Below are 25,525 nucleotides of genomic sequence, written 5' to 3'. Positions count from 1 at the left end.
CTACGCCTTGGCTGCGTCCCGCATTCCGTTGCGCAACTTCTGGACCCTTTCGTTCAGATCGATCATCTCCGGTACGGTGAAACCCGAATGCTCCAGCAGGGAGGCCGTCAAGCATCCGGTCTTCACGTGGAGATCCCGGCCCTTGGCGGTGAGGTGAACCTCGACCAGGCGTTCGTCGACCATGCTGCGATGCCGGCCGACGAAACCGGCGGCCTCCAACCGCTTGACCGCCGGCGTAATGGTGCTGGATTCAAGGCTCAGCCGATCAGCGATCGCCGAGATCGTCAGGCCATCCTTTTCCCAAAGCGTACTCAGGACGAGATACTGCGTGTAGGTCACACCCAGCGCATCGAGCATCGGCTTGTAGACGCGGTTGATGGCGATCGAGGCGGAATAGATCGAAAAACAGAGCTGGCTGTCCAGCGGCAGGGTGGGTGCATCAGACATCGTAGTCTCCTTGGCGCAGTTCGAACCTTGTGTTGCGAAAATCAATATCGCGATAAAAAGTATCTTTACAACGAAATCGAGTCGGCGTATACGATGATTATCGCGATAACGATTTTCGCGGAAACAAACTCAACCAAGGAGACCCGAAAATGATCAAGTCCATCATCACCGCCGCCGCTTTCGCCCTCTCCGCAAGCGCGCTGACGCCGGCTGAGGCCGCCCCCGCCACCAAGAATGTCGTGCTCGTTCACGGCGGCTTCGTCGATGGCTCCGGCTGGCAGGGCGTCTACAACATCCTCAAGAAGGACGGCTACAACGTCACCATCGTCCAGAACCCGACCCTGTCGCTTGCCGATGACGTCGCCGTCACCAAGCGCGCGATCGCCGCACAGGACGGCCCGGTCGTACTCGTCGGCCACTCCTATGGCGGCGTGGTCGTTTCCGAAGCCGGCACCGACGAAAAGGTGAAGGCCGTCGTCTATATCGCCGCCTTCGCGCCGGATAAGGGCGAGTCCGTTTCCACGCTGATCGCCAACCCGCCGGCCGGCGCCTCCGTTCCGCCGATCCTGCCGCCGGTCGATGGTTTCCTGGCACTCGACAAGGCGAAATTCGCCGCCGCCTTCGCGGCCGACGTCGATCCCGAGATTGCAGCCTTCATGGCCGACTCCCAGGTGCCGTGGGGCGTGGAAGCGGCAGCCGGTGCCGTCACCGCGCCGGCCTGGAAGGAAAAGCCGAGCTTCTATCTGGTCGCCACCGACGACCACATGATCCCGCCGGCCGCCCAGCGCCAGATGGCAAAACGCGCCGGCTCCACCGTCGTCGAAACATCCGGCAGCCACGCCGTCTACGTCTCGAAGCCCGATGCCGTCGCAGCGCTTATCGAACAGGCCGCTCAAGCCAGCGAATAAGCAACCTCAACCGACAACAATACAAAGGGGCGCACCTTGGGTGGCGCCCCTTTTTCTCGTCTCGAACCCAAACTCGGACGACAGCCTTATCGTTTCAGGAGCGCCGGGCGAAACAAATAGTGTTGACTAATCAATCAGCCTACACTAATGATTTAGCCATGATGATTGAAACCGCCCCCATCACCGCCGTCATGCGCGCCCTTGCCGACCCGACAAGGCGCGCCGTCTTCGAGCGCATCGCCAATGCCGAGGAAATCACCGTGGTCGAGCTCACCCGCGGCAGCGGCGTGACGCAGGGCGCGATTTCCCAGCACCTCAAATCGCTGAAGCAGGCGGGTCTCGTCGCCGAGCGTCCGGAGGGCCGCAACGTCTATTACCGCGCCGAGCCCGAAGGCCTGGCGCCGCTCGTCGACTGGATGAGCCACTACGGCACCTTCTGGCGCGAGCGCTTTGCCGACCTACGCACACTTCTCAAGGAGATTGATCCATGACCGACGCAGCAGTTCTGAAGTCCGAGACGCAAGACATCGTCGTCGACGAGGTGTTTCCGCATACGCCCGAGACGATCTGGAAGACGCTGACCAACGGCGACCTGATGGGCCGATGGATCATGCCGCCGACGGGCTTTCAACCCGTGGAGGGCACGCATTTCACCTTCCAGACGACGCCGGCCGGCGCCTGGGACGGGACGATCCGTTGCCAGGTGCTGGAGGTGCGTCCGCATGAGCGCTTCGTCTACTCCTGGCAGGGCGGGCACGAGGGCAATACCGGCTACGGCTCCCGCCTCGATACGGTCGTCACCTGGACGCTGGCAAAGGTCGACAACGGCACCCGTCTTCGCCTTGTGCATTCCGGCTTCGTCACGCCGAAGAACGACAGCGCCTACAAGAACATGAGCGAGGGCTGGACGAAGGTCCTGTGGCGCCTCGGCTCTGTCACCGACGAACAGCACTAAATGCTAAAGCCGGATCGTCACGGCGATCCGGCACCTCACCAACCCGAACGAGCAAAGAGAATGGTCGGCGTCGCCCTTACGGCCGCGCGCCAGGCTTTGCCGTGCCCGAAACAGGAGGAATGTATGAGCAAGTCCTATATCGGCGGATGCGCCTGCGGTGCGATCCGCTACGAAATCTCCGGAGAACCGGTTTTCTCCAACGACTGCCAGTGCCGCGACTGCCAGCACGAGAGCGGAACCGGACATGGATCGCATATGACGTTCCGCCGCGACGGCGTGAAGCTCGAAGGCGAAGCCACGCACTGGGACATGGTCGCCGATAGCGGCCATGTGAAAACGCGCGGCTTCTGTCCCACCTGCGGCTCGCCCGTCTACATGACCTTTTCGGCCATGCCGGAGTTCTTCAGCGTGCGCGCGGCAAGCCTCGACGATCCCAGCCGCTACAAGCCTCAGGTCGTGACCTACGGCATACGCGGGCATGACTGGGACCATCTCGATCCGGCACTGACCAAATTCGAGAAGATGCCGCCGGCGTAGGACAGCCAATCGAAGGTTTCGCAGGGCGGGCCATGGAGTGCCCGCCCACACCCATCTGGTCGCTACCCCGGTGGGAACGAGAACAAGACCGCACATCGTTCGGCGAAGGCGAACAATAACTCCGCTTTTCGGCTACTAGTTCGAACAACGGCCCAATGTCATCTTCTGCTTATCGAAACGCCTTTTGGCACATACCGACAAACAGGAGAGACAGAATGCTCCGTTCCCTCATTGCCAGCGCAGCCATCGCCCTTGCCGCCCCGGCCCTGGCCGACGTTCAGGCCTATCCGGCGACCTTCACCACCCAGGACATCGCCACCAACGGCACCACCCTTCACGTCCGCATCGGCGGGTCCGGGCCAACCGTCGTGCTGCTGCACGGCTATGGCGAGACCGGCGACATGTGGGCGCCGCTTGCCGCCGAGCTTGCCCGCGACCACCGCGTCATCGTGCCCGACCTCAGGGGCATGGGGCTCTCTGAGAAACCGGCAACCGGCTACGACAAGAAGAACGAAGCAAAAGATATCGCCGGCGTGCTCGACGCCTTGAAGGCGGAAAAGGTCGACGTTGTCGCGCACGACATCGGCAACATGGTCGGCTACCAATTTGCCGCGCAGTACCCGTCCCGGACGACAAAACTTGTGCTCATGGATGCGCCGCTTCCCGGCATCGGCCCTTGGGAAGAGATCCTCAAGAACCCGCTGCTCTGGCACTTCCGTTTTGGCGGGCCTGACATGGAGCGCCTGGTTGCCGGCCGCGAGCGCATCTATCTCGATCGCTTCTGGAACGAATTCTCCGCCGACCCGAAGAAGTGGGACGAAGCATCGCGCGAACACTACGCCAAGCTCTATGCCCAGCCGGGGGCGATGCGCGCCGGTTTCGCCCAGTTCGCAGCCTTCGACCAGGACGCGACCGACAACCAGGCCCTCCTGAAGCAGGGCAAACTCGGCATGCCGGTTCTGGCCGTTGGCGGCGAAAAATCCTTCGGCCCCACGATGGCCGTCGTTGCCAGCGCGGCTGCCGAAAACGTCACGGGCGTGGTCATTCCGGCATCCGGCCACTGGCTGATGGAGGAGCAACCGGAAGCCACGGTGAAAGCGATCCGCAGCTTCCTCGACGCCGAGTAGCCGGAGCGCCTGAAGCCAGCCAGCATTGCCGATCGAGATCGCCGCGCGTCCTCTCCGACGCGCGGCATTGCTGCACTTTGCCGCTCGCCGGAGCGCGCTGAAGCCTCAAGCGGGCGGAATGAAAGGTTGGCTGATCGTCTGGAACACGGGGAGCGCTTCCAGCTTCTGCGCATGTGCCTGCAGATGAGGGTAGTTCGAGATCGCCACAAGATCGGTATGCACGTCGTTAAGGAACCGCAGGACGACCGCAACGGCGATATCGACATGACCGATGCGCTCCGAGAACCAGTATTCGCTCTGGCCTTGCGCACGGCTCGCCTCGAGCACGCCGAGCGTTTCCTCGATCTGGCGGCGGCAGCGATCGACCCAGAGCGCCGAGACTTCGCCATGCAGGCGTTTCTCGTAGAAAAGACTGACCGCCTTGTCGCCAAGGCCGGTCGCGAGCGTGGCGACCCGGAGTGCCCGATGTCGTGCCGGCTCGGTTCGCGGGAACATGACCTGATCGTCGGAAACGAGGCTATCGAGATAGTCGAGGATGATGTGGCTGTCGGTGAGCGCCAGCCCATCGTCCAGCACCAGGGTCGGCACGCGCGTCAGCGGATTGTGGGCTCGAATCTCGTCGGCGTTGCCGAAGGACGACCAGGGGCGGTGTTCGAAGGGGATACCGTAGAGCGTGAGCGCGATGCCCACGCGACGAACGAACGGAGAGTCGTATTGGCCGATCAGGATCATTTTGCCGTCTCCTGCCTGTGCCGCTGCATGTTTCCTTTAATCGTCGCCGATTATAAGGACAAAAACATGCAGCACTTCAAAGTGCTACAGCGACCTTTGCGCGTCTCATAAGACGCGCGGCGCTGTAGCGGTTTCTGGGAACAATAGGCCTTCCCCGGAGGTCAAAGCCAGAGCGACTTCGGCGCAACCCGATTCCGCACCCCAGTTCTTAGCGACTTGCGGAGCGCCGTTGGAATGCCGATAAGCGCCACCAACAAAACGATACGGGAGGAGCCCATGGACATTTCCGAAATCATCATCGCCGGCGATACGTCCGGCATCGAATGGCGCCTGCCTGTCTACCGCTTCAAGGGCAGGAATGCCGCGGCACCGAAGACCTATATCCAGGCGGCGCTGCACGCCAACGAGTTGCCGGGCACCGCGCTGGCGCATTTCCTGCTCGAAAAGCTGCAGCAGGCAGAAAAAGACGGCGCCATCCTCGGCGACATCACAGTCGTGCCGCAGGCAAATCCGATCGGCACGGCGCAATCGCATTTCGGCGAGTTGCAGGGCCGCTTCGACCTCGGCTCACGCACCAACTTCAACCGCGATTTCCCGCTGATCTCGCTTGCCGACCGGGACTACCTCATCGAGGATCTCGATCGTTATTCGGCGACCGACCGGCTAAAGCGCCAGCTGCTGCATATGGCGCTCGGCGCCGACCTGATGCTCGACCTTCACTGCGACGACGAGGCGCTGCAATACGCCTATATCGACGATGCCTTCTGGCCGGAGGCGGGCGACCTCGCTTCTGCGCTCGACATGGAAGCGGTCTTCCTCTCGGACGGCGAAAGTTCCGCCTTCGAGGAGGCTGTCGCCTATGCCTGGAAATATGAGACCGGGCAGAAGAAGGCGCGTGTGCCGGGACGTCTCTCGGTCACCGTCGAGCTTCGCGGCACGCGCGACGTTTATCCGGAGCTTGCCCGTAAGGACGCAGAGGGTGTCTTCCGCTTCCTCGTCGCCCGTGGCGTCGTTACCGGTGACGAAGAGGCGATCGCGCCGTTCGCCGGCATCGTCGCCCCCCTCGACAACATCGAGATGATCCGCGCGCCGGAGGCGGGCGCCATCCTGTTTCATCGCGACATCGGCGAAAGCGTGAAGGCGGGCGACCTGCTCGCCACCATTCTCGCGCGGCCGGGCCAGGCCGGCGGGACCGTCGACGTGCACGCGCCGCAGGATGGGCTGATCGTCACCCGCGTCTCGACCCGCCTTGCACGCCGACGTTCGGACCTGATGAAGATCGCCTGCGCTCAGCCCTCTAACGCCGCGCGCAAGCCGGGACCACTCGAAGCCTAAGCAATCCCGAGGAAGCGCGAAGCCGTCCCCAATCGCCTCATTCAGCGGCCGTCACCCAAGGTGGCGGCTGTCATCTTTGGGCTATCGAGAAGGATGGTCGAGCGCAGCGTCTTGATCTCTGCAATCTGTTCGAACTCGCTCCAGAGCAGGCGCTTGTAGTCGGCGACGTCGCGCACGGCGATCTTCAGGAGAAAATCGAAGTCGCCGGCGACCGTGTGGCATTCCACCACCTCAGGCATGCGCGAAACCAACTCGATGAAACGGTGACCGACCTTGCTTGCGGTGCGCTCCAGCGTCACTTCGACGAACGCCTGGAAACCGACACCGGCAGCCTTCGGATCGACCACGACCTGCTGGCGGATGACGCCCGTCGCATAGAGCCTGGCGAGGCGGCGCGACAGCGGCGCCGGCGAGAGACCGACCCGGGCCGCGAGCTCGTTGTTGCTCAACGACGCATCCTCGACGAGCAGACGGATGATGCGTCGGTCAACCTGATCCAGTTCCATCACCACCTTTTCAACCATCACCAAGCTCCAACGCGCAAATCAGCAAATCAATTGCAGAGTTTTGCGCAAATAGCACGCTGTCGATATTGCTTCTGCGGCAAAAATCGCATCGATTTTGCGCTGATCCTGACTTAAGAAGGAAGCCGCAGGGCAAGCCGGAGGAACGGCGGCCGGCAGGCATTCTCGACCGATAACGCATCGCTGCCATTCAAGGGGGATTTTCCGGCATGTTCGACGCACTGACCCGCCAACCCGACGATCCGTTGCTGGCCCTGATCGGGCTCTACCGCAAGGACGAACGCCCCGGAAAGGTCGATCTCGGCGTCGGCGTCTACCGCGACGAAACCGGCCACACGCCGATCTTCCGCGCCGTCAAGGCGGCCGAGAAGCGGTTGCTCGAAACCCAGGACAGCAAGGCCTATGTCGGCCCGGAAGGCGACCTCGTCTTCATAGATCATCTCTGGACGCTGGTCGGCGGCGATACCATCGATCGCAGCCACATTGCCGGCGTGCAGACGCCGGGGGGTTCCGGCGCTCTCAGGCTCGCGGCCGACCTCATCCATCAGATGGGCGGCAAGCGCATCTGGATCGGCCTGCCGAGCTGGCCGAACCATGCGAGCATCTTCAAGACGGCCGGCCTTGAACCCGCCGGCTACCCGTTCTTCGATGTACCAACACAGACGGTGCTCTTCGACAACATGATCACCGCGCTGCAGGGAGCCTCTGCCGGCGACGCCGTATTGCTGCATGCGAGCTGCCACAACCCGAGCGGCGGCGTGATTACCGAAGCACAGTGGATGGAGCTTGCCGCCGTCATCGCCGAGCGCGGCCTACTGCCGCTCGTCGATCTCGCCTATCAGGGGTTCGGCCGTGGCCTCGACGAGGATGTCGCCGGCCTTCGCCACCTGATCGGCGTCGTGCCCGAGGCGCTGGTTGCCGTCTCCTGCTCCAAGTCCTTCGGCCTCTATCGCGAGCGCGCCGGCGCGATCTTCGCGGTGACGACCTCGTCCTCCTCGGCCGATACGGTCCGCTCCAACCTCGCCGGCCTCGCGCGCACCAGCTATTCGATGCCGCCGGATCATGGCGCCGCCATCGTGCGTTTGATCCTTTCCGACGCCGACCTTAAGCGCGACTGGAAGGAAGAACTCGAAACCATGCGGTTGCGTATCACCAACATCCGACGGGCGCTGGCCGAGGGCCTGCGCGATCGCTGGCAGGCGCTCGGCGCCGTCGCCAGCCAGGAAGGCATGTTCTCGCTGCTGCCACTCGCAGAGGCCGATGTGATGCGGCTCCGGAACGAGCACGGCATCTACATGCCCGGCTCCGGCCGCATCAACATCGCCGGCCTGAAGACGGCCGAAGTCGAGGGCGTCATCGCCAAGTTCAAAAGCCTCTGAGGATAAGATGGCCGAGCGCAGCATCGACGTGTCCGAAGCCCCGGTAGAACGCCATCGCCTCTATGAGGATGCGCTGGCGATTCTCATGGGCACGCTGATCATGTCGCTCGGCGTCATCATCTACAGCAAGGCGATGCTCTTGACCGGCAGCACATCGGGCCTGGCGCTGCTTTTGCAGTATGCAACCGGGGCCGAGTTCTGGCTGGTCTTCTCCCTCGTCAACCTGCCCTTCTACGTCCTGGCGGTCAAACGGCTCGGCTGGATGTTTGCACTGCGCACCTTCATCGCCGTCAGCCTCGTCTCGCTGTTTTCGCGGCTGACGGCCGGGTGGGTTGAGATCGCCCGGCTCGATCCCATCTATGCGGCGGTTGTCGGCGGCGGACTGATGGGCACGGGCCTGCTCATCCTCTTCCGCCATCGCACCGGGCTCGGCGGCATCAACATCGTAGCGATCTATCTCCAGGAAAAGTTCGGCGTCCGCGCCGGTTACTTCCAGCTCGCGGTCGATCTCGCCATCCTTGCCGCCGCCTACTTCGTGCTGCCGCCCGCAAACCTCGTGCTTTCGGTCGTGGGTGCAGCCGTCGTCAACATGACGCTCGCGATCAACCACAGGCCCGGCCGCTATGCCGGCGTGACCTGAAGCAAGGTCGGCGTCTTCCCTCGGGCTCGCCGGGACGCTATCACTCCTGCCACGCTTTGAAATTGTGCGATTCCGGATGGTTTCCCGGAGTTGCTCACGACGATGTTGGGGCATGGAATGACGGTTACGATCTACGGCATCAAGAACTGCGACACGATGAAGAAAGCGCGCACCTGGCTCGAAGGCCGGGGCATTGACTATCGCTTTCACGACTACAAGGCCGAGGGGATCGACCGCCCGCACCTCGAACGCTGGTGCAAGGAAGCCGGGTGGGAAACGGTGTTGAACCGCGCCGGCACGACCTTCCGCAAGCTCGACGACGCCGACAAACAAGACCTTGACCAGGAAAAGGCAATTGCGCTGATGCTGACGCAACCCTCGATGATCAAGCGCCCGGTGCTCGAGGCCGACGGCAATCTCTTGATCGGCTTCAAGCCTGACCTCTACGAGGCAGCGCTGTAGCGCCTGAGCCGGAGCCAAACGATGTCGAAGACCACGCGCGCCACGCAAATGCTTTCGAAGGCCGGCGTCGCCTTCAGCGTGCACAGCTACGACTACGATCCCAATGCCGAGCGCGTCGGCCTGCAGGCGGCCGAAGCGCTCGGCGAAGATCCGAGCCGGGTGCTGAAGACCCTGATGGCCGAGGTCGACGGGAAACCAGTCTGCTGCGTCGTGCCCTCCGACCGCGAAGTCAGCATGAAGAAGCTCGCCAGCGCTTTTGGCGGCAAGTCGGCCGCCATGATGAAGCCGGCCGATGCCGAGCGGCTGACCGGCTACCATGTCGGCGGCATCAGCCCGTTCGGCCAGAAAAAGCTCGTGCCGACGGCGATCGAGGAGGCCGCGCTTGCCGAGACGCAGGTCTATATCAATGGCGGCCAGCGCGGGCTGCAGGTGCGGCTCGCGCCGCACGACGCACAGGCCGCACTGAAGGCGATCGCGGCACCGCTGATCGCCTGAAACGCCCGCCATCAAAATATCGCAGATGCCTTATACGTGCCGCAGAAGCGGGATGAAACTGTGCAACTTTCGCATGCACGTCCGCTCACGAACGGCGTCGGGTCTGTCTCATGGCATCTGCAGGGTTTCTCACCGCGAAGCGTCTTTTGAAACGCCTCGTCGTCGTCACGGGTGCGCTTGGTGCAGCCTTGGCGCTCTATCTCGTCGGCCTGCAATGGACCGGCAACTTCCACACGCTCGTCGCTGGTGAGGTCTATCGTTCGGCGCAGCCAAGCCCTGAGGCGATCGCCGCCTATTCCAAGGGCTACGGTATCCGCACCATTCTCAACCTGCGTGGCGAGAAACCGGACGAGCGCTGGTACCGCGACGAGGTTGCCGCCGCCGAGCGTAACGGTATCCGGCTCATCAACTTTCCCATGTCCGCCTCGGCAGAGATCGACCGCAACGAAACCGACGCGCTGATGGCGATCCTCCGGGATGCGCCGAAACCGCTCTTGATCCACTGCAAGGCCGGCGCCGACCGCACCGGGCTCGTCTCTACGATCTACCTGCAACAGATCGCCGGCGTCGACGAGGAGACGGCCGAGTGGCAGCTTTCGCCGCTCTACGGCCATGTCGCGCTCCCCTATCTCTCCGGCACCTTCGCCATGGACGAAACCTGGGAAGCCCTCGAAAAATCCTTCGGACTGAATAGCTGAGGACGAAGGCGTCATAGATTGGCGCTTGCTGCCCCATGCCCCTCATCCGGCCTGCCGGCCACCTTCTCCCCGCAGGCGGGGCGAAGGAGACTCGCGGCAACCGCTCACCACAGCAAGCATCTCCCTCGATTTCCTCCTCACAGTGTCTCCGTTCGACAGCGTTGCGGCGGGGCACGTCCCCTCTCCGCCTGCGGGGAGAGGGGTAGGGTGAGGGGCAAACTTGCGCACAGGCGGCAGTCCGATTACCTGGCATTGCGAAGACGCGAAGCCGTTGCACGCTTGAAACGCCCTACCTGAGCTTCGCCAGCAGCGTCGCCAGTTGCCGCGACTCCGCTTCGGTCAGTCTGGCGCCGACATGGGCCTCGATCGATGCGCCATATGTCTGCCACATGCGCTCCCGCATCACCCGGCCCGCCTGCGTGATCACCACCCATTGGCCGCGTCCGTCGGCGTCGAAGGCTTCGCGGCAAACGAGGCCTTCCTTGACCAGCCGATCGATCAGGCGCGAGAGGTTGTATTGCGCAAGCAGCGTGCGGGCTTCGAGGTCGAAGGGACGCAGCCGGCCACCTTCCGCTTGCACCAGCTCCCACAACACGTCGTACCAGCCGAGCGGCGGCAAGCCTGAAGCCTTGAAATCGGCCTCAATCCGCGCAAGCACGCGCTCGCGCGCGCGCATCAACCCGATCCAGGCTTCCGTGGTTTCCGGTCGGGGACGCTTTCCGTCGTTTCTTGTCTCAGTGGTCATAGATGCAATTACATCCATCTTGAAAATCGAAGCAAGCCCACATACATGCAAATGCATCTACTTGCTTCAACCGGGAGACTGCCATGCTTACCCTCGTCAGCCACCATCTCTGCCCCTATGTGCAGCGCGCCTCGATTGCGCTGGATGAAAAAGGCGTCCGTTTCGAACGGACCTATATCGACCTCAAGGCCAAGCCCGACTGGTTCCTGAAGATCTCGCCGCTCGGCAAGGTGCCGCTGCTGCAGGTGCCGCAGAAGGGCAATGAAGCCGTGCTGTTCGAAAGCTCCGTCATTGCCGAGTATGTGGAGGAAACCCAATCGGGGGCCAAGCTGCACCCTGAAGACGCGTTGGAGCGCGCCCGGCATCGCGGCTGGATGGAGTTTGGTTCGTCGATCCTTTCGGATCTCTGGGGCTTCGAGACTGCCAAGGACCAGGAAACCTACGAGCAGAAGCGCAAGGCGCTCGCCAGCAAGTTTGCGACCGTTGAAGCGGCGCTCAACGACGGCCCTTATTTCGCCGGCGCCGGCTTTTCACTGGTCGATGCGGTCTTCGCGCCGATCTTCCGCTATTTCGATCTTTTCGACACACTCGCCGATCACGGCATCTTCGACGGGCTCGATCGTATCAGCGCCTGGCGCAAGGCGCTTGCCGAACGGCCGAGCGTCAAGGCGGCGGTAACGGCCGATTACAGCGAGCGGCTGATGGCCTTCCTCAGGGATCACGACGCCTATCTGCTGCGTGCCCGGCAGGCGTAAGGCGGCGGCGCGAGGTCACGTCAGTCCTTCATGCTCCCGCTCCAGCGGCCTGGATCCTTCTCATTGGTTCATTGAAACATCGAATTGACCCAACGCCTTGAAAGCAAGCTATTGCGGACGGAAAAGCGTTTCACACTTTTCCTGGAATTGCTCTAAGACGGTGACCAAGCCGTGTTGAGAGGAGCGCATCGTGGCGGACATGACCTCGACCTTGACGATCCTGGAGCCCTATCCCGGCCTCTACGCCTATTATGACGGGCGCGTCGCCGGGGTGAGGCTCTACTCGGAGGCCCCGAACTGGCTCGACGACGGTGCCTATGAACTGGGCGTCACCTCCTATGCCATCGTCGGCGGCCACGAGGCGCTGGTCTATGACACGCATATCTCGCTCGACCATGCCCGGGCGATCCGCAATCACCTCGAAAGCCTCGGCGTCACCTCGATCCGCGTGGTGCTCAGCCATTGGCACAAGGACCATGTCGCCGGAAACGCTGTCTTTGCTGATTGCGAGATCATCGCGCTGAAGCTGACGGCGGAGAGACTTCACGAAAACCGCGAAAAGATCGAAACAGCGACGCCGCCGATCCGGCCCCTCGTCATGCCGAGCCGGATGTTCGAGGGGACGCTCGCGCTCACCGTCGGCGAACGTCGGGTGGAGTTGCATCACTTCGCCATCCACAGCGCCGACGGCAACGTCATCTGGCTGCCCGAGGAAAAGCTGCTGCTCGCCGGCGATACGCTCGAGGATACAACGACCTATATCAGCGAGGCTGACCAGACGGCGACGCATGTCGCCGAACTCGTGCGCCTGCGGCACTGGCCGATCGAAAGGATCCTGCCTGCTCACGGCGACCGCATGCGCATCGCCGCGGGCGGCTACGGGCCGGAATTCATCGATGCCAATCGCCTCTACATCGAACGGCTGACCGATGCGATCGCGGCCGGCACCCCTATCGGCACGCTCAAGGATTTCGCCGCCGAGGAGATCGCCTCAGGCGCGATCCTCCATTTCGAACCCTACGAGGCGGTGCACCGGAGCAATGTCGAACGGATGCAGGCCGCTCTCAGGACGGATTAAGTTGGGATCGCATGATGACCACCAACCTTCATTTTCGCCGCAAAGCGCTCTAAATCTTCTTCTTCCGATTCAATAGACAGGCAGATCATGACCTATCCCGCCAATACGCCCACTCCCATCGATCCGGTGAAACTCGACAAGCTTGCGGAAGTCGCGATCCAGGTCGGCCTGCAGCTCCAGCGCGGCCAGGACCTGGTGATGACCGCGCCGGTGGCGGCAATGCCACTCGTCCGCCTCATCACCAAGCACGCCTACAAGGCGGGTGCCGGACTGGTGACGACGCTCTACTCCGATGAAGACACGACGCTTTCGCGCTATGCCTACGCTCCCGACGAAAGCTTCGACCGGGCGAGCGACTGGCTCTTCGACGGCATGGCCAAGGCCTTTGCCGGCGGTGCGGCGCGCCTCGCAATCTCCGGCGACAATCCGATGATGCTGTCGGCGCAGGACCCGGCCAAGGTCGCGCGCGCCAACAAGGCGAACTCGATCGCCTACAAGCCGGCGCTCGAAAAGATCTCGAACTTCGACATCAACTGGAACATCGTTTCCTACCCGAACCCATCCTGGGCAAAGCTCGTCTTCCCGAACGATCCGGAAGACGTTGCCGTCGAGAAGCTTGCGAACGCCATTTTCGCCGCCTCGCGCGTCGATGTCGCCGATCCGGTTGCGGCCTGGAAAGAGCACAATGCCAATCTTGCCCGGCGCTCGGCCTGGCTGAATGGCGAGCGTTTCGCAGCACTGCACTTCACCGGCCCCGGCACCGACCTGACCGTGGGCTTGGCCGATGGTCATCTGTGGTGCGGCGGCGCGTCGGAAGCCAAGAACGGCGTTACCTGCAACCCGAACATCCCGACCGAAGAAGTGTTCACGACGCCGCATGCGCTGCGCGTCGAGGGCCATGTCTCCTCGACCAAGCCGCTGTCGCACCAGGGAACGCTGATCGACAATATCCAGGTGCGCTTCGAAGGCGGCCGGATCGTCGAAGCGAAGGCCTCGCGCGGTGAGGAAGTGCTGAACAAGGTGCTCGACACAGATGAGGGTGCACGCCGGCTTGGCGAAGTGGCGCTGGTGCCGCATTCCTCGCCGATCTCGGCAAGCGGTATCCTCTTCTACAACACGCTGTTCGATGAAAACGCCTCCTGCCACATCGCGCTCGGCCAGTGCTATTCCGGCTGCTTCGTCGACGATGCCAAGCTGACGCCGGAACAGATCCGCGCCCAGGGCGGCAATTCAAGCTTGATCCATATCGACTGGATGATCGGCTCGGGTGAGGTGGACATCGACGGCGTGCGCGCCGACGGCAGCCGCGTTCCGGTCATGCGGAAGGGCGAGTGGGCCTGATCACGGCTTCTCCCCCGACTCGGGCATTCTGAAAGTTTCGGTGGCCGTCGCTAAAAATGCGGCGGCCTTTCCTTTGGAGAGTTGACCCCGTCAGCCGTTGGCAACGCGTTTCAGACGCGGCATCTCCGCCGACTGGTAGAGCGACAGCACGTGGCCATCTGGATCGGCGAATTCCGCCGACCAGCCGCCTGGCGCGTGGCTCACCGGCGTGACGATCGTGGTGCCCTTTTCGGCAAGTCCACCGACCACATCGTCGATGCCACCCTCGGCGAGATCGAAGACGACGATCGGTGAATTGCCGGGCTTGCTTTCGGCGACAAAGAAGATCAGCTCGACATTGCTTTCGATGGTGGCCATCAGCCAGACGCCGGCTTCATCGTCATCCATCCGCTGCACCTCAAGACCAAGCACATCGCGATAGAAGGCTTCCGTCCGGATGATATCAGAGACGTAGTAGCAGATGGCTCCGATACGTGGTTTCGACAGCATTGGTTGCTCCCTTTCTGTTGGTTACACCGGCTTGTTGCCGCCGGCCGCCGTTTCGTGAGACGCACGCAAAGAAAAATTGACCGCGAAGAGGTGACCATCGGGATCGTGGCTAGCAAAGGCGGCACGGCCGCTGCCCGTCACCGGCAGGAGCGCCTGGCGGATGCGGCCGCTATCCAGCGGATAACGCAGCCCGGTCAGTTCCAGATTGGTCTCGAGGTGGCCGGCATCGCGCCAGGCTCGGCGCAGCAGCAGGATGCGCTGACGCAGCGCCTCGTCGGAAATCTTGAGGAGATGGCGGATCTCCAGTCGGTTATGACCGGCAATGGCGAGCAGCATCACGATCCTGAGACTGGGCGCGAGCGTGGCCGCAAAGCTTAGAGGATCGCTCGACGCCGCCGCGCCCTGCGTTTCCGGCTCAGGCGCCTGTCGCTCGCGCCGAAGACGACGAGCGGCCGTGCGCGCCTGCATCGCGGCGAGCTTGCGAATGACACCGCGGAACCAGGCGCGATCACCAACGTGGGGAAGCGCTTTGCCTTGAGCGCCACGATCAACGCTTCATGCAGCAAATCCTCCGCTTCGGCCGCACGGCGGGTCTGGCGCTTGGCGAAGCGGAGGAGATCGAAATAGTGCGCCGGCGTCAGGTGCTCGGTCATCAGGGCTCAGGGATTGAGGTTCCCGGCAATGTGAAGCGCTTGCCCTATGGTTGCAAGACCACGCTCAGGCGCGGGCCGGTCGTACCTTCGGCATCAATTGTGCGCGCTGGCTGAGCCAGACACTGGCGAAGACGACGAGGATACCGAGGGCCTGGACCGACGTCAGATGCTCGCCAAGCACGCCCCAGCCGAGCAGGATGGCAACGACCGGGCTCAGGAAGCCGAGCGGCGATACGGCTGACGGTTCGAGGCGCGACAGGCCGCGGAACCAGAGCAGATAGGTGAAGGCGGCGCCGATCAGGCCGAGATAGGCAAGCCCGAGGACGTTGGCCGTGGTCAGCGGCGGTAGCGACGGCTCGAAGAACAGCGCCACCGGCACGAGAAGCAGGCCGCCCGCCGCCAATTGCCAGGCGGTGAAGGTGAGCGGCGGCACCGGTGGCGCCCAATGACGGCTCAGCACCGTGCCAAAGGCCATGGAGACGGCACCGGCGAGGCCAGCAAGAACGCCGAGCGGATCGAGCACGGCGCCGGGCGTCAGCACCAGGAGGGCGACGCCGGCAATGCCGGCCAGACCGGCAACAACGCTGAGTACGCGGATCGGCGACCCCAGGAAGACGCGCGACAGCAGTATGACGATCAGCGGCTGGACGGCGCCGACGGTTGCGGCAACGCCCCCGGGAAGGCGGTAAGCCGAGACGAACAGCATGGCCCAGAAGAAGGAGAAGTTCAGCGCACCCAGCACGAACGTCCGGAGCCACCAGATGCCTTCAGGCAGGCGCCGGACGAAGAGCAGCAATAGAAGCCCGGCTGGCAGCGCGCGCAGCATCGCGACGGTCAGCGGATAGCCTGATGGCAGGAACTCTGTGGTGACGAGGTAGGTGCTGCCCCAGATGGCCGGCGCGATTGCAGTCAAGGCGAGATCGACGTTACGGTTCGTGCTCATATCTTTATCTCAAGAATCTCTACATCAAGATAAATTGAGACTATCATAGTTTATCTCTACGTCAAGATACCCTATAGCTGGCAAAACAGTGGAGACCTCGGATGGATCGTGTCGACAGGATATTGGCCCAATGGCACCGGGAACGGCCGGATCTCGACGTGTCGGCCATGGGCCTGCTCGGTCGCCTCTCGCGGCTTTCGACCCATGTCGCCCGGGAGATCGAGAAAAGCTTTTCCGAACGCGGCCTCAGCGCGTCGAGCTTCGACGTGCTGGCGACGCTGCGCCGCTCCGGCGCACCCTACCGGCTCTCGCCCGGCGAACTTCTGGATACGACCATGGTCAGCTCCGGCACGATGACCAACCGCATCGACCAGCTGGAGAAGGCGGGACTGGTCGAGAGGATCGCCAATCCCGAGGACAGGCGCAGCGTCATCATCGCACTGACGGAAGAAGGGTTGCGCCGTGTCGATGAGGCGGCAACCGCCCATGTGGCGAACCAGCATCGCGTTGTTTCCGAGCTCTCGCCGGAGGAGCGCGCGGCGCTCGACGGGTTGCTACGCAAATATCTTGCTGCCTTCGAGTAGCCGCGGCTAGATACGGGCGACGAGCCGGCGCACACGCGCCAGATGCGCCTTGCGTTTGGCGTCAGTCGCCCTGTCCATGTCGTGCAGGCTGAGCATGCGGAAATTCAGCCCCTTGGCACAGAAGGCGGCGATGCCACGCTTCAACAACCGCTTCACCGGATTGCCCATATAGAGGTGCACCACCCACCAGGGCGAGCCGGTCGTGGTCAGCGCCCAGAAGACTTTGATGTTGTGAAGGCGCGGGATGATGCGGCCACCGGCTGGGTCATTGTCGAAGGCGACGCCCGGTGCGAAGACCCGGTCGAAGAACCCCTTGAGGATCGCCGGGAAATTGAACCACCATTGCGGAAAGACAAGGACCAGGCCATCGGCTGCCTGCAGCCGCTTTATCCAGTCGGCGGCTGCCGATCGATCATAGGCGTCGGTGAAATAGCTGCCTCGCTCCGCCATGCTCAGGCGCGGATCGAAATCCTCGCGATAGAGATCGAGCAGGTCGACGGAATGGCCGCTCGCCTCCAAAGCAGCACGCGCTTCACGCGCCACGTTCGCGGCAAAACTGTCTTCGAGCGGGTGAGCAAGCACGAGCAGAATATGCATCTGTTGTTCCTCATTCGTAGGCTGGGGCCGAAAACGAAGGCAAGCTTTTGCCCGGCTAACGAGGCGGAACGGCCTTTTTCGATCGAGCCTTGAGAGCGAGTTCATCGAAGACGGATGGCGACCGGCGCAACGTCCAGGCGGAGATGAGCTTAGCCGCGTTGTCTTCGGCCGCGTCTCGCGAATGAAGCTGAAGGTCGTAGCGCTGCCCCTCATGAATGCGGTGAAAGTCGTCTGCGGCGCTGCCAATTGGCCGATCGGACCGAAGCGTTTCTCGTCGCACGAGTTCCGCAAGCTCACAGTGAAGCGCGACAAAGTAGACATCGAAGGGTTCGAACATCACCGCCAAATCAGCCGCCCAGCCGGGCTCCTCGAGAATATGCTCCAGCAGGAGACTGTTGCCGGCCGAAGCATAGGCAACCAGCGAGCGATGGAACCCTTCGAAGAAACGGGCACGATGGTCCCTCCAGCGAAAATCTCCGCGCCGAAATCTTTCCATCGGCAGCATGCCCGAGTCGCGCAGATGGTCGATCGAGACGTGCCAGAACGGTTCGCCGATCTGCGCCTGGACCGCGCGCGCCAGCGTGGATTTGCCGCTGCTGGAGGCACCATGGATGAAGATGATCTTGGCTCGTTCGACCATATCCGACTCAATCTCCGAGGGAGCGAACGCTGGCGTTATGCCACCTCCGTGACAGCAGGATGAAACGCGCTAGAGCGTCCTTTGTGNACAAAGGACGCTCTAGAACAGGCTACCCTGCTTTGGCGGGTCTGCCGCCGGCTCCGTGGGCTTCTGCTGCTTCTTGCGCGGCGCCGACGGCGGAGAAACCGGTTCGCTCTCCCCCTCGCCCGCAATCGCCGAAACGCGGCCATCGGCGAATTCCAGGCTGAGTGCCATGCCGGCGGAGACGGCCGCCGCTTGGCGCACAGGACCGCCATCGGCATCGCGAACCAGCGCGAAACCGCGCTGCAGGACGTTGCGATAGGAGAGCGACTGCAGGATGCGATCCTGGGCGACGATGACGCTGCGAAGGCGGCGCACGTCGGCGCGCACGGCAACGTCGGACCGGGCGGCAAGGCCTCCGACGCGATCGGAGGCGCGATGGATCTGGCCGATGAGGCGTGAGGGCAGCGCGCGCAGCGCAGCATCCGCCGCCTGGACCCGCGCCTCGCCGCGATGCACCTGCCGCTCGACGATGCGCTCGGCCTTGTTCATGGCATCGACCAGACGCTGGCGGCGCTCCGAGAACTTGCCTTTGAGAAGATCGGCACGCAGCTCAGACGAGACGCGCTCGAACTGGCGGCGCTTGTTGGCGGTGTTCATCTGCAGGCCACGCCCGAGGCCGAGGGCGGCCTCGTCGAAGCGGCGGCGCGGGAGCGCCAGAAGCTGATCGAGAGACGGCAGGGCACGTGCCAGTGAACGCACCGCCTGGCGGCGATTGTCCATCTGCCGCCCGACCGCAGCCTTGAGGCGCGCCGAGAGGCCGGAGACCCCGGCTTCGAGATCGGCCTTGACCGGTACCGCCATTTCCGCCGCACCCGTCGGCGTCGGCGCCCGCTGGTCGGCGGCATGATCGATCAGCGTCCAGTCGGTCTCGTGACCCACGGCGGAAATCAGCGGGATCTCGGAAGCCGCCGCAGCCCGGACCACCGCCTCGTCATTGAAGCCCCAGAGGTCCTCAAGGCTGCCACCGCCGCGGGCAACGATCAGCACGTCTGGCCGGGCGATCGGCCCACCGGGCGCGATGTCGTTGAAGCCGCGGATCGCCGCCGCCACCTCGTCGCCAGAGCCGTCGCCCTGGACGCGCACCGGCCAGACGACGACATGCACGGGGAAACGGTCGGCAATGCGGTGCAGGATATCGCGAATGACAGCGCCTGTTGGCGAAGTGACGACGCCGATCACCTTGGGCATATAGGGCAACGGCCGCTTGCGGCCGGCATCAAACAACCCTTCCGCAGCCAGCTTGCGCTTGCGTTCTTCGAGGAGCGCCATCAACGCGCCGGCACCGGCCGGCTCCATCGTTTCGATGACGATCTGGTATTTCGACGAACCCGGGAAAGTCGTGACCTTGCCGGTCGCGATCACTTCCATGCCCTCTTCCGGGCGGAAGCGCAGGCGCGAGAAAGTACCCTTCCAGATCACCGCATCGATGCGCGCCCGGTCGTCCTTGAGCGCGAAATAGGCATGGCCCGACGAGTGCGGGCCGCGATAGCCCGAGATCTCGCCGCGCACGCGCACCTGGTCGAAGGCCTGCTCGACCGTTCGCTTGATCGAGCCCGAAAGCTCGGACACCGAATATTCGGTGAGGTTGCTCGGAGAATCGCTGTCGAAGAAAGAAGCCATAGCTTCTTTTACCGCACCCTTCGCCGAAGGCCAGCACATCCGTTGCGCTTTCCAACGCCCCAAGCGGCCGACGCCGCTTACGGTTTCAGCGCATAGAGGCGAATGGGCGAGCCCTCGGAAACCGGCAAGGGCGAAAGGAACGCCGGCACACGCCCGGCGGCAAGCTCAGCATAGAAGCCTTGTGGCGCCCGCGCGGCGATCATTCGCGCCTGCACGTCCGCAGCGCAGAAGGCCAGGACCGGATGTCCGAGCTGGCGCAACATGACCGCCGCGTCCTCGGCCGGTGCCAGACCGATCTTCAGCTCCATGAGCATGCCGGCGGCATTGCGATGGTAGGGTGCGCTCAGCACGCGGTGCTGGGTGCGGCGAAGCAGGGTTGCACCGATATCCGATGGCCCGACAATGAACGACGGCGGCAAGCCTTCCAGATCGGTCAGCGATGACGTTGTCAGGCACGCCTTACCGTTCGAGGTTGCGGTTTCACCCGCCACAACTCCTCCGATTCCCTTGTCGACAAGAACCCCGGCAATGGCCCAAACCGCTGGAACCGAAATGAGAAGCGTGCCGACATAGAGCAGAGACGCGCCCACGCCTGCCGTTCCGCCGTTTGAGCGGGCACGCAGATTCGAGAGCAGCAACGCGATCGGTACGATCGCCAGGAGATTGGAAAAGGCCATTCCGCGTACCTGGATGAGCGCAATCATCAGGCTCGAAGACACAAGCGCGAAGAGGATGAGGTTGAGATCGACCCTGTCGCGACGCCAGATGCGCCAGGCACAGAGAAGCGCGGCAAAGGCACCGGTGAAGTAGTAGGCGCCGATGCTCGCGGGTTCCCCCGTTGCAACGGCTGCGAAAGAGCGCGCTTCGGTGACGTTGTCGAGCCACAGCTCGCGGAGCAACGGGTCAAGCGCTGCCAAGGGATTGCCCAGGCATTGCGGCGCCACCCACAGTGCCACGACAATGACCCCCAGGCCGCAAGCGCCAAGGGCAAAACACCGCACGACAGTCGACCGACGGCTTAGCGTGGCGGCGGCAAGCGCCAGCAGGCCGCCTCCGGTCAGCGCCAGCGAGTAGAAGGCGATCGAGAGGTTGTCGCAGGTTGCGGCCAGGTAGAGGCGCGGCGGTACCGTCACGAAGAAGAAGAGGCTCAGGCTTGCAGCGAGCGAAAGGCCAAAGGCAACGGTAGCCTGCGAAGCCTGTCGGCCGACCCAAACCCACTGGCAGGCAACGACCGCGCAGACCACAGCCACAAACGGCGTCGTTTCCGCACCAATGGCAATCGCCAGCGCCGCCGCCAATCCTGCAATGGCGTAGCTCGACGCGCGAAACTCTCGATCGACCAGCGTTGCTGCCATGGCTGCGACGAGTACCAACTGCACGTTGTGGTGATCGATCGAGCCGCCAAGGAAGCGATTGGTGGTGACGATGAAGATCGTGGTGAGTCCCAGGCAGAAATGCATCGCCGCCACGCCACCGGCACGACGGCCGGCCAGGCCCATGGCCGCCAGCAACGGGATCGCAAGCGAAATCGGCCAGAACCCCAAGGCCAATGTTTCAGCCTGCACCGTCCCGACGAACGGCCTGAAGACGGAAATGAGTGCGGCGATCGGCAGGTCGATGAGGCGTGACCAGTGCATCAGCGTGCCGCCTTCTAGGCCGAGGCGGGCTTGCGTCAGGTCGAACCAGCTCTGGCCACCGAGGAGATCGCGTACCTGAACCAGACGCATGACATCATCATTGTCGCGGCCAACATAGTCGGACGCCATCAGGTACCGGGCGACAAGGACGAGGATGGTGGGAGCGCCGTAGACGAACACCATCGAACGCAGGCTCGACCAGAACGGCCTCGGCGCGTTCTTCGAAATCGCCTCGGAAAGCGTCGCCGTCCCGTTCGCCATGGATCCTCGCCCGTCTCGATCACATCGCAACCTAACGACGAGCGCTCAAAAAAGCGTAAAGCCCGCGACAATTGGGGGAGCCTGCGCGCACGGACGTGGCCCTTGGCGTCTTGTTAACACCCTGATGCCTATGATGGCGCCGATCCAACATGAGCCGAGCCACCCGGATGTTCGACCGTTTCAACATCGCCGTTCTGCTGCCTTGCTACAACGAAGCGTCGACCATCGGGCAAGTGGTTCAGGGCTTCCAGGCGGCGCTGCCGTCAGCGCACATCTATGTCTACGACAACAATTCGACGGACGGCACGGCCCTGAAGGCCATGCTTGCCGGTGCGACCGTCGTGCGCGAGCGCCGGCAGGGCAAGGGGCACGTGGTGCGCCGGATGCTCGCCGATATCGATGCCGACATCTATGTCATGGCCGACGGCGACAGCACCTATTGCCCGACGGATGCGGAAGATCTGATCCGCACCTTGATCACAGAGCGCACCGACATGGTCGTCGGGACCCGGCGCGGCGTCCACAACGACGCGGGCAGACAGGGTCATGCGCTCGGCAACAGGCTCTTCAACCTTCTCTACCGATCGATGTTCGGTACGGATTTCAACGACATCTTCTCCGGCTACCGGGTCTTCTCGCGGCGGTTCGCCAAGAGCTTCCCTGCCATTTCCAACGGCTTCGAAATCGAGACGGAGATGTCCGTCCATGCCTCGCGGCTGAAACTGCCTGTCGCAGAGCTTGAACTGGACTATGGCCGGCGACCCGACGGTTCCCATTCCAAGCTATCGACATACAAGGACGGCGCCAAGATCCTCTGGACCTTCGCAATGCTCATGAAAGAAACGCGGCCTTTCACGTTCTTCGGACTCATTGGCATGGCTTTCCTCTCGACGAGCGTCGGTTTCATGATGCCGGTGTTGCTCGAATATTTCGCCACCGGGCTCGTGCCGCGCATGCCGACCTGGGTCTTCGCGCTGGCCATGCTGATGGTGTCGATCATCATGTTCACGGCGGGCCTGATCCTCGATTCCGTCTCACGGGCCCGGACCGAGCAGCTTCGCCTTCACTATATCGCAACCGCCGCACGGGCCGCTCCCCTCGACAGCGCGAAGGGCGGCCTCGGTTTGTCCCAGACCGAGGATTTGGCGATCGGAACGCAGGCACGGATCGTTCGGGAACGTCACGGATGAACCGGGAAACAACCAACCGCATACGCTTCATCATCGAAGACGTCATACCGCCGATCCTCAGGGATTCGCGCCTGTTCAAGGGCATGGCGAGCCTCGCCTGGGGCAAGCACATCGCGCATCTCGCGGAGTTTCGCGCACGGGCGCCGTTCCTGTCGGCACGCGAATACGAAGACCTCTATCGGCGCCATCCGAGGGTTCACGAGGGAACGGACAATTCCGAAGCCTGCGTACGCAAGATCGCCGCAAGCATCGCCGGCGACAGCGTCTGCGACGTCGGCTGCGGAACCGGCGTTCTGTTGAAACGGATCCGCGCTGCCAATCCCGAGGTCAAGCGCCTGACAGGCGTCGACTTCGCCATCGACGACGCGGCCCGGATCGAGGGCGTGGAATATCACGCGGCGATGATCGAGGACCTGCCATTTGCGGATGGCGAGTTCGACACCGTCGTCTGCACCCATGTCATCGAACATATCCTCGACTATCGCAAAGCGATCTCCGAACTTCGACGGATTGCCCGCCGGCGCCTGATCATTGTCGTGCCACGCGAGCGCGAGTATCGCTACACCTTCAATCCGCACTTCAATTTCTTCCCCTATACCCACTCCTTCCTTCGCGCGGTGCATCCGGTGCCAGCCGAGCACGAGTGCATCGATATCGGCCGCGACATCTACTATCGCGAAGACAAAGCTCTGGCGGTGTGAGACGTGGCGATGAACCTCAATCTTCAGCCCGCCGTCTGGTTCGGACTGTTCTTCACGCCGGTGCTGATTTCGGCCGGTCAGATCCTCTTCAAGCTGACAAGCGCCAAGACCGGGGATGCCAACGCGCAAGGGCTGCTGGCGCTGGCCCTTAACCCGACATTGCTCACCGCCTTGGCCGTCTACGGCATCGGCACGATCATCTGGATCTTCACGATCAAGTCCGTGCCGCTGACGATCGCCTATTCGTTCATGGCGCTCACCTTCTGCATTGTGCCGCTGCTTGCCGCCGTCTTTCTCGGCGAGGCGGTAACGCTGCGCTACGCCCTCGGTGCCGCGCTGATCATCGGCGGCATGATCATCATCAACTCGTAAGGATACCCGGGACCATGATCGTCACCGCCTCCTTCCTTCTCGGCATCATCACATGCGGTCTGCGCTCTGCGCGTGTCTGCGTGCTGGTCGGTGCGGTGCTGCTGGCTTTGGCAGGTGTCAGCGGCAGCTGGGTCGAAGCGGTCGCAGCGATTGGCGCCTATAATATGGGCGTCGCGTTGATGCTATGCGGCGCCATCGCAGTCGGCCTGCAGCGCGACAGCCACTAGCGCCGTGCGCTCAGATGAGCGCACAAAGAATGCTCATCCTTTTCGCTCGAAAAACGCCCTGGTCTCCTCGTCCGCGGGGAAGAAGGATTCGATCAGCACACCCTCCACCAGGGCATCCTGGGTCGAGCCGAAGGTCTGCAGCGTGGTGATGAAGCTCAGCCGCAAGCCGCCGACATCGAGTTCGATCGGCAGAACGGGCAGCCGGTCAGTGTCCGGATGATTCTCGACCGCGCGCGCCACTGCGGGATTGGACGCGGCCTTCTCCAGGCGTTTGCCGAGGCGGCTGCGCGGTCCTTGCAGCCAGGCCTCCGTGCGCACGCGCTGCACGAGATCGGCGGCCGCCGGCTCCCAATTGACGACCAGCTTGCGCACATTGTCATTGCCGAGGAAGGTGTCGAGGAAATTTTCTCCCGGCTGGAACGGAATGTCGGCGGCGACGGCCAGGCTCGCCAGCGCCGGGTTGACCACCAGCAACGTATATTCGTGGTCGAGCACCAGGCCGGGATAGGGATCGTGGCGCGCCAGGATCAGCCTGATGGCATTGGCGACGGCCGGCGGCATGGCGTCCAGGCCCGCGGCCGGCCGTGTCGCCATGCGCGGTCGATAGCCGGCTGCCGAAAACAGCGTCCCCTGGTCGCGGGCCGGGACTTCCAGCACCGAGGCCAACCGCAGGATCATGCCTTCCGACGGTTTCGAGCGGCCGGTTTCGAGGAACGAGAGGTGACGCGCCGAAATGCCGGCGGCGACCGCCAGGTCGAGCTGGCTCATGCGGCGGTGTCCGCGCCACTCCTTCAGATGTTCGCCAAACTGCATGTGTCGTGATTCTCCATTTGCCCGGCAGACTGGCGCGCGTGCCGGGTAAAATCCATTACCTCAGAGGTAATTGGTTTGATGACGTCATCAGCGCAACATCCGGCCATCGACAAACGGATGGAGCCGAAGATGACCCTCTCGAACCGCAGCCCGCTCAACAAGACCTTCCTCGCCGACGGCGCCTTCTCGCTCGTCTCCGGCGCCGCGCTGATCCTCGCAGCAGTGCCGCTGGCTGCACTGGTCAACGCCGCCGCGACGCCCCTCATCACGCCTGTCATGTTGAAGGCGCTGGGTGCCGGTCTGTTGATCTGGGGGATATTCCACCTCTCGGCGGCGCGCAATGGCGGCCCGGTGACGGCTTCGGCGCGCATCAGCATCGCCGGCGACATGCTCTGGCAGGTAGGAAGCTTGGCATTGCTGCTCGCCGCCTATGCCTCCCTTTCCGCCGCCGGCATTGCCCTCGTCGTCATCGGCATGATCGGCGTCGCCGACTTCCTGTTCTTCAAGCTGCGCGGTCTGGCGCAGGAGCGCGGGGCGATCGCCTGACGGATGGTCT

At 63.2% G+C, this 25,525-nt stretch carries 33 protein-coding genes; 20 read left to right on the top strand and 13 right to left on the bottom strand.

The genetic code is table 11. From position 1 onward, the window contains the following. On the bottom strand, window positions 1–447 hold the full coding sequence (locus ACTJKE_RS21390) for a MarR family winged helix-turn-helix transcriptional regulator (protein ID WP_057247904.1): 447 nt from the start codon (window positions 445–447) through the stop codon (window positions 1–3). Window positions 448–596: 149 nt separating this feature from the next. Between ACTJKE_RS21390 and ACTJKE_RS21385 the strand changes: the two genes are divergently transcribed. The 5 genes from ACTJKE_RS21385 to ACTJKE_RS21365 all read left to right on the top strand — a co-directional run bounded on the left by ACTJKE_RS21385 (window position 597) and on the right by ACTJKE_RS21365 (window position 3,974). Next, window positions 597–1,355: an alpha/beta hydrolase gene (locus ACTJKE_RS21385; protein WP_110877845.1), complete on the top strand. Its 759-nt coding sequence runs from the start codon at window positions 597–599 to the stop codon at window positions 1,353–1,355. A gap of 161 nt (window positions 1,356–1,516) precedes the next feature. After that, window positions 1,517–1,846, top strand: coding sequence for an ArsR/SmtB family transcription factor (locus tag ACTJKE_RS21380; protein ID WP_057248239.1), 330 nt, complete (start codon window positions 1,517–1,519; stop codon window positions 1,844–1,846). Next, the gene (locus ACTJKE_RS21375) at window positions 1,843–2,310 is read left to right on the top strand and encodes an SRPBCC family protein (protein WP_058326239.1); all 468 of its coding nucleotides are present in this window, start codon (window positions 1,843–1,845) and stop codon (window positions 2,308–2,310) included. The genes ACTJKE_RS21380 and ACTJKE_RS21375 overlap by 4 nt, the downstream gene beginning before the upstream one ends. Window positions 2,311–2,433: 123 nt before the next feature. Continuing rightward, on the top strand, window positions 2,434–2,847 hold the full coding sequence (locus ACTJKE_RS21370; protein WP_058326238.1) for a GFA family protein: 414 nt from the start codon (window positions 2,434–2,436) through the stop codon (window positions 2,845–2,847). 215 nt (window positions 2,848–3,062) lie between these two features. Beyond that, window positions 3,063–3,974 (top strand): alpha/beta fold hydrolase, encoded by a 912-nt coding sequence (locus tag ACTJKE_RS21365; RefSeq protein ID WP_058326237.1) that lies wholly within the window; start codon window positions 3,063–3,065, stop codon window positions 3,972–3,974. Between the two features lie 105 nt (window positions 3,975–4,079). Here ACTJKE_RS21365 and ACTJKE_RS21360 read toward each other — a convergent pair whose 3' ends face one another. Beyond that, on the bottom strand, window positions 4,080–4,706 hold the full coding sequence (locus tag ACTJKE_RS21360) for a glutathione S-transferase family protein (protein ID WP_058326236.1): 627 nt from the start codon (window positions 4,704–4,706) through the stop codon (window positions 4,080–4,082). 276 nt (window positions 4,707–4,982) lie between these two features. On the opposite strand from ACTJKE_RS21360, the gene ACTJKE_RS21355 reads away from it, so the two are divergent. Next, the gene (locus tag ACTJKE_RS21355) at window positions 4,983–6,041 is read left to right on the top strand and encodes a succinylglutamate desuccinylase/aspartoacylase family protein (protein WP_058324574.1); all 1,059 of its coding nucleotides are present in this window, start codon (window positions 4,983–4,985) and stop codon (window positions 6,039–6,041) included. 41 nt (window positions 6,042–6,082) lie between these two features. Here the strand turns inward: ACTJKE_RS21355 and ACTJKE_RS21350 are convergent, their stop codons facing one another. Beyond that, window positions 6,083–6,565: an Lrp/AsnC family transcriptional regulator gene (locus tag ACTJKE_RS21350; RefSeq protein WP_058326235.1), complete on the bottom strand. Its 483-nt coding sequence runs from the start codon at window positions 6,563–6,565 to the stop codon at window positions 6,083–6,085. 209 nt (window positions 6,566–6,774) lie between these two features. Here ACTJKE_RS21350 and tatA point away from each other — a divergent pair, with 209 nt between their 5' ends. From tatA to ACTJKE_RS21325, 5 genes are all read left to right on the top strand, one after another. Then, complete coding sequence (gene tatA, locus ACTJKE_RS21345; protein ID WP_058326234.1) at window positions 6,775–7,944, top strand: tyrosine aminotransferase; 1,170 nt, start codon at window positions 6,775–6,777, stop codon at window positions 7,942–7,944. A gap of 7 nt (window positions 7,945–7,951) precedes the next feature. Beyond that, window positions 7,952–8,584, top strand: a complete 633-nt coding sequence (locus ACTJKE_RS21340) for a YitT family protein (protein ID WP_058326233.1) — start codon at window positions 7,952–7,954, stop codon at window positions 8,582–8,584. Between the two features lie 117 nt (window positions 8,585–8,701). Beyond that, entirely contained in the window at window positions 8,702–9,046 is a 345-nt protein-coding gene (locus ACTJKE_RS21335; RefSeq protein WP_058326267.1) for an ArsC family reductase, read from the top strand. A 21-nt stretch (window positions 9,047–9,067) separates the two neighbouring features. Then, entirely contained in the window at window positions 9,068–9,541 is a 474-nt protein-coding gene (gene ybaK / locus ACTJKE_RS21330; protein ID WP_058326232.1) for a Cys-tRNA(Pro) deacylase, read from the top strand. Between the two features lie 110 nt (window positions 9,542–9,651). Further along, a complete protein-coding gene (locus ACTJKE_RS21325; protein ID WP_082641181.1) occupies window positions 9,652–10,239 on the top strand; it encodes a dual specificity protein phosphatase family protein in 588 nt (195 codons plus the stop codon). 289 nt (window positions 10,240–10,528) lie between these two features. On the opposite strand, the gene ACTJKE_RS21320 is transcribed toward ACTJKE_RS21325, so the two are convergent. Continuing rightward, window positions 10,529–10,984, bottom strand: coding sequence for a MarR family winged helix-turn-helix transcriptional regulator (locus ACTJKE_RS21320; protein ID WP_058326231.1), 456 nt, complete (start codon window positions 10,982–10,984; stop codon window positions 10,529–10,531). Between the two features lie 83 nt (window positions 10,985–11,067). Between ACTJKE_RS21320 and ACTJKE_RS21315 the strand changes: the two genes are divergently transcribed. From ACTJKE_RS21315 to ACTJKE_RS21305, 3 genes are all read left to right on the top strand, one after another. Continuing rightward, window positions 11,068–11,739 (top strand): glutathione S-transferase family protein, encoded by a 672-nt coding sequence (locus tag ACTJKE_RS21315; RefSeq protein WP_058326230.1) that lies wholly within the window; start codon window positions 11,068–11,070, stop codon window positions 11,737–11,739. 199 nt (window positions 11,740–11,938) lie between these two features. Next, window positions 11,939–12,817, top strand: a complete 879-nt coding sequence (locus ACTJKE_RS21310) for an MBL fold metallo-hydrolase (protein WP_058326229.1) — start codon at window positions 11,939–11,941, stop codon at window positions 12,815–12,817. Window positions 12,818–12,904: 87 nt separating this feature from the next. After that, window positions 12,905–14,158, top strand: coding sequence for an aminopeptidase (locus tag ACTJKE_RS21305; protein WP_057247889.1), 1,254 nt, complete (start codon window positions 12,905–12,907; stop codon window positions 14,156–14,158). A gap of 90 nt (window positions 14,159–14,248) precedes the next feature. Here the strand turns inward: ACTJKE_RS21305 and ACTJKE_RS21300 are convergent, their stop codons facing one another. From ACTJKE_RS21300 to ACTJKE_RS21285, 4 genes are all read right to left on the bottom strand, one after another. Next, entirely contained in the window at window positions 14,249–14,647 is a 399-nt protein-coding gene (locus ACTJKE_RS21300) for a VOC family protein (RefSeq protein ID WP_057247888.1), read from the bottom strand. Window positions 14,648–14,668: 21 nt separating this feature from the next. After that, complete coding sequence (locus tag ACTJKE_RS21295) at window positions 14,669–14,983, bottom strand: hypothetical protein (protein ID WP_440692300.1); 315 nt, start codon at window positions 14,981–14,983, stop codon at window positions 14,669–14,671. Between the two features lie 38 nt (window positions 14,984–15,021). Then, the gene (locus ACTJKE_RS21290) at window positions 15,022–15,300 is read right to left on the bottom strand and encodes a sigma factor (RefSeq protein WP_244495499.1); all 279 of its coding nucleotides are present in this window, start codon (window positions 15,298–15,300) and stop codon (window positions 15,022–15,024) included. Between the two features lie 64 nt (window positions 15,301–15,364). Beyond that, the gene (locus tag ACTJKE_RS21285; protein WP_058326228.1) at window positions 15,365–16,243 is read right to left on the bottom strand and encodes an EamA family transporter; all 879 of its coding nucleotides are present in this window, start codon (window positions 16,241–16,243) and stop codon (window positions 15,365–15,367) included. Window positions 16,244–16,344: 101 nt separating this feature from the next. On the opposite strand from ACTJKE_RS21285, the gene ACTJKE_RS21280 reads away from it, so the two are divergent. After that, entirely contained in the window at window positions 16,345–16,827 is a 483-nt protein-coding gene (locus ACTJKE_RS21280; RefSeq protein ID WP_058324561.1) for a MarR family winged helix-turn-helix transcriptional regulator, read from the top strand. 6 nt (window positions 16,828–16,833) lie between these two features. On the opposite strand, the gene ACTJKE_RS21275 is transcribed toward ACTJKE_RS21280, so the two are convergent. The 4 genes from ACTJKE_RS21275 to ACTJKE_RS21260 all read right to left on the bottom strand — a co-directional run bounded on the left by ACTJKE_RS21275 (window position 16,834) and on the right by ACTJKE_RS21260 (window position 21,666). Beyond that, window positions 16,834–17,424, bottom strand: coding sequence for an NAD(P)H-dependent oxidoreductase (locus ACTJKE_RS21275; RefSeq protein WP_058324560.1), 591 nt, complete (start codon window positions 17,422–17,424; stop codon window positions 16,834–16,836). A gap of 55 nt (window positions 17,425–17,479) precedes the next feature. Next, the gene (locus ACTJKE_RS21270; RefSeq protein ID WP_063891538.1) at window positions 17,480–18,064 is read right to left on the bottom strand and encodes a chloramphenicol phosphotransferase CPT family protein; all 585 of its coding nucleotides are present in this window, start codon (window positions 18,062–18,064) and stop codon (window positions 17,480–17,482) included. A 99-nt stretch (window positions 18,065–18,163) separates the two neighbouring features. After that, window positions 18,164–19,768 carry an exodeoxyribonuclease VII large subunit gene (gene xseA, locus ACTJKE_RS21265; protein WP_058326266.1) on the bottom strand — a complete coding sequence of 535 codons (1,605 nt, stop codon included), beginning with the start codon at window positions 19,766–19,768 and terminating at the stop codon, window positions 18,164–18,166. A 77-nt stretch (window positions 19,769–19,845) separates the two neighbouring features. Then, window positions 19,846–21,666 carry a hypothetical protein gene (locus ACTJKE_RS21260; protein ID WP_082663435.1) on the bottom strand — a complete coding sequence of 607 codons (1,821 nt, stop codon included), beginning with the start codon at window positions 21,664–21,666 and terminating at the stop codon, window positions 19,846–19,848. A 149-nt stretch (window positions 21,667–21,815) separates the two neighbouring features. Between ACTJKE_RS21260 and ACTJKE_RS21255 the strand changes: the two genes are divergently transcribed. The 4 genes from ACTJKE_RS21255 to ACTJKE_RS21240 are packed head-to-tail and all read left to right on the top strand — an operon-like array spanning window position 21,816 to window position 24,156. Further along, window positions 21,816–22,856 carry a glycosyltransferase family 2 protein gene (locus tag ACTJKE_RS21255; RefSeq protein ID WP_082663434.1) on the top strand — a complete coding sequence of 347 codons (1,041 nt, stop codon included), beginning with the start codon at window positions 21,816–21,818 and terminating at the stop codon, window positions 22,854–22,856. Beyond that, window positions 22,853–23,557, top strand: a complete 705-nt coding sequence (locus ACTJKE_RS21250; protein WP_057247883.1) for a class I SAM-dependent methyltransferase — start codon at window positions 22,853–22,855, stop codon at window positions 23,555–23,557. Before ACTJKE_RS21255 ends, ACTJKE_RS21250 begins: the two co-directional genes overlap by 4 nt. Window positions 23,558–23,566: 9 nt before the next feature. After that, window positions 23,567–23,929 (top strand): hypothetical protein, encoded by a 363-nt coding sequence (locus ACTJKE_RS21245; RefSeq protein ID WP_057247882.1) that lies wholly within the window; start codon window positions 23,567–23,569, stop codon window positions 23,927–23,929. A gap of 14 nt (window positions 23,930–23,943) precedes the next feature. After that, window positions 23,944–24,156: a hypothetical protein gene (locus ACTJKE_RS21240; protein ID WP_058324556.1), complete on the top strand. Its 213-nt coding sequence runs from the start codon at window positions 23,944–23,946 to the stop codon at window positions 24,154–24,156. A gap of 33 nt (window positions 24,157–24,189) precedes the next feature. Here ACTJKE_RS21240 and ACTJKE_RS21235 read toward each other — a convergent pair whose 3' ends face one another. Then, complete coding sequence (locus ACTJKE_RS21235) at window positions 24,190–24,969, bottom strand: helix-turn-helix domain-containing protein (RefSeq protein WP_058324555.1); 780 nt, start codon at window positions 24,967–24,969, stop codon at window positions 24,190–24,192. A 129-nt stretch (window positions 24,970–25,098) separates the two neighbouring features. Here ACTJKE_RS21235 and ACTJKE_RS21230 point away from each other — a divergent pair, with 129 nt between their 5' ends. Then, on the top strand, window positions 25,099–25,515 hold the full coding sequence (locus ACTJKE_RS21230; RefSeq protein WP_245296030.1) for a hypothetical protein: 417 nt from the start codon (window positions 25,099–25,101) through the stop codon (window positions 25,513–25,515). Window positions 25,516–25,525: the final 10 nt, after the last annotated feature.

It is taken from the genome of Ensifer sp. 22521 (genome assembly GCF_052044795.1).
In the GTDB taxonomy this organism is placed as follows: Bacteria; Pseudomonadota; Alphaproteobacteria; order Rhizobiales; family Rhizobiaceae; genus Ensifer.
The sequence above is the reverse complement of the archived record's forward strand: the minus strand, read 5'-3'. Positions and strand labels throughout refer to the sequence as shown.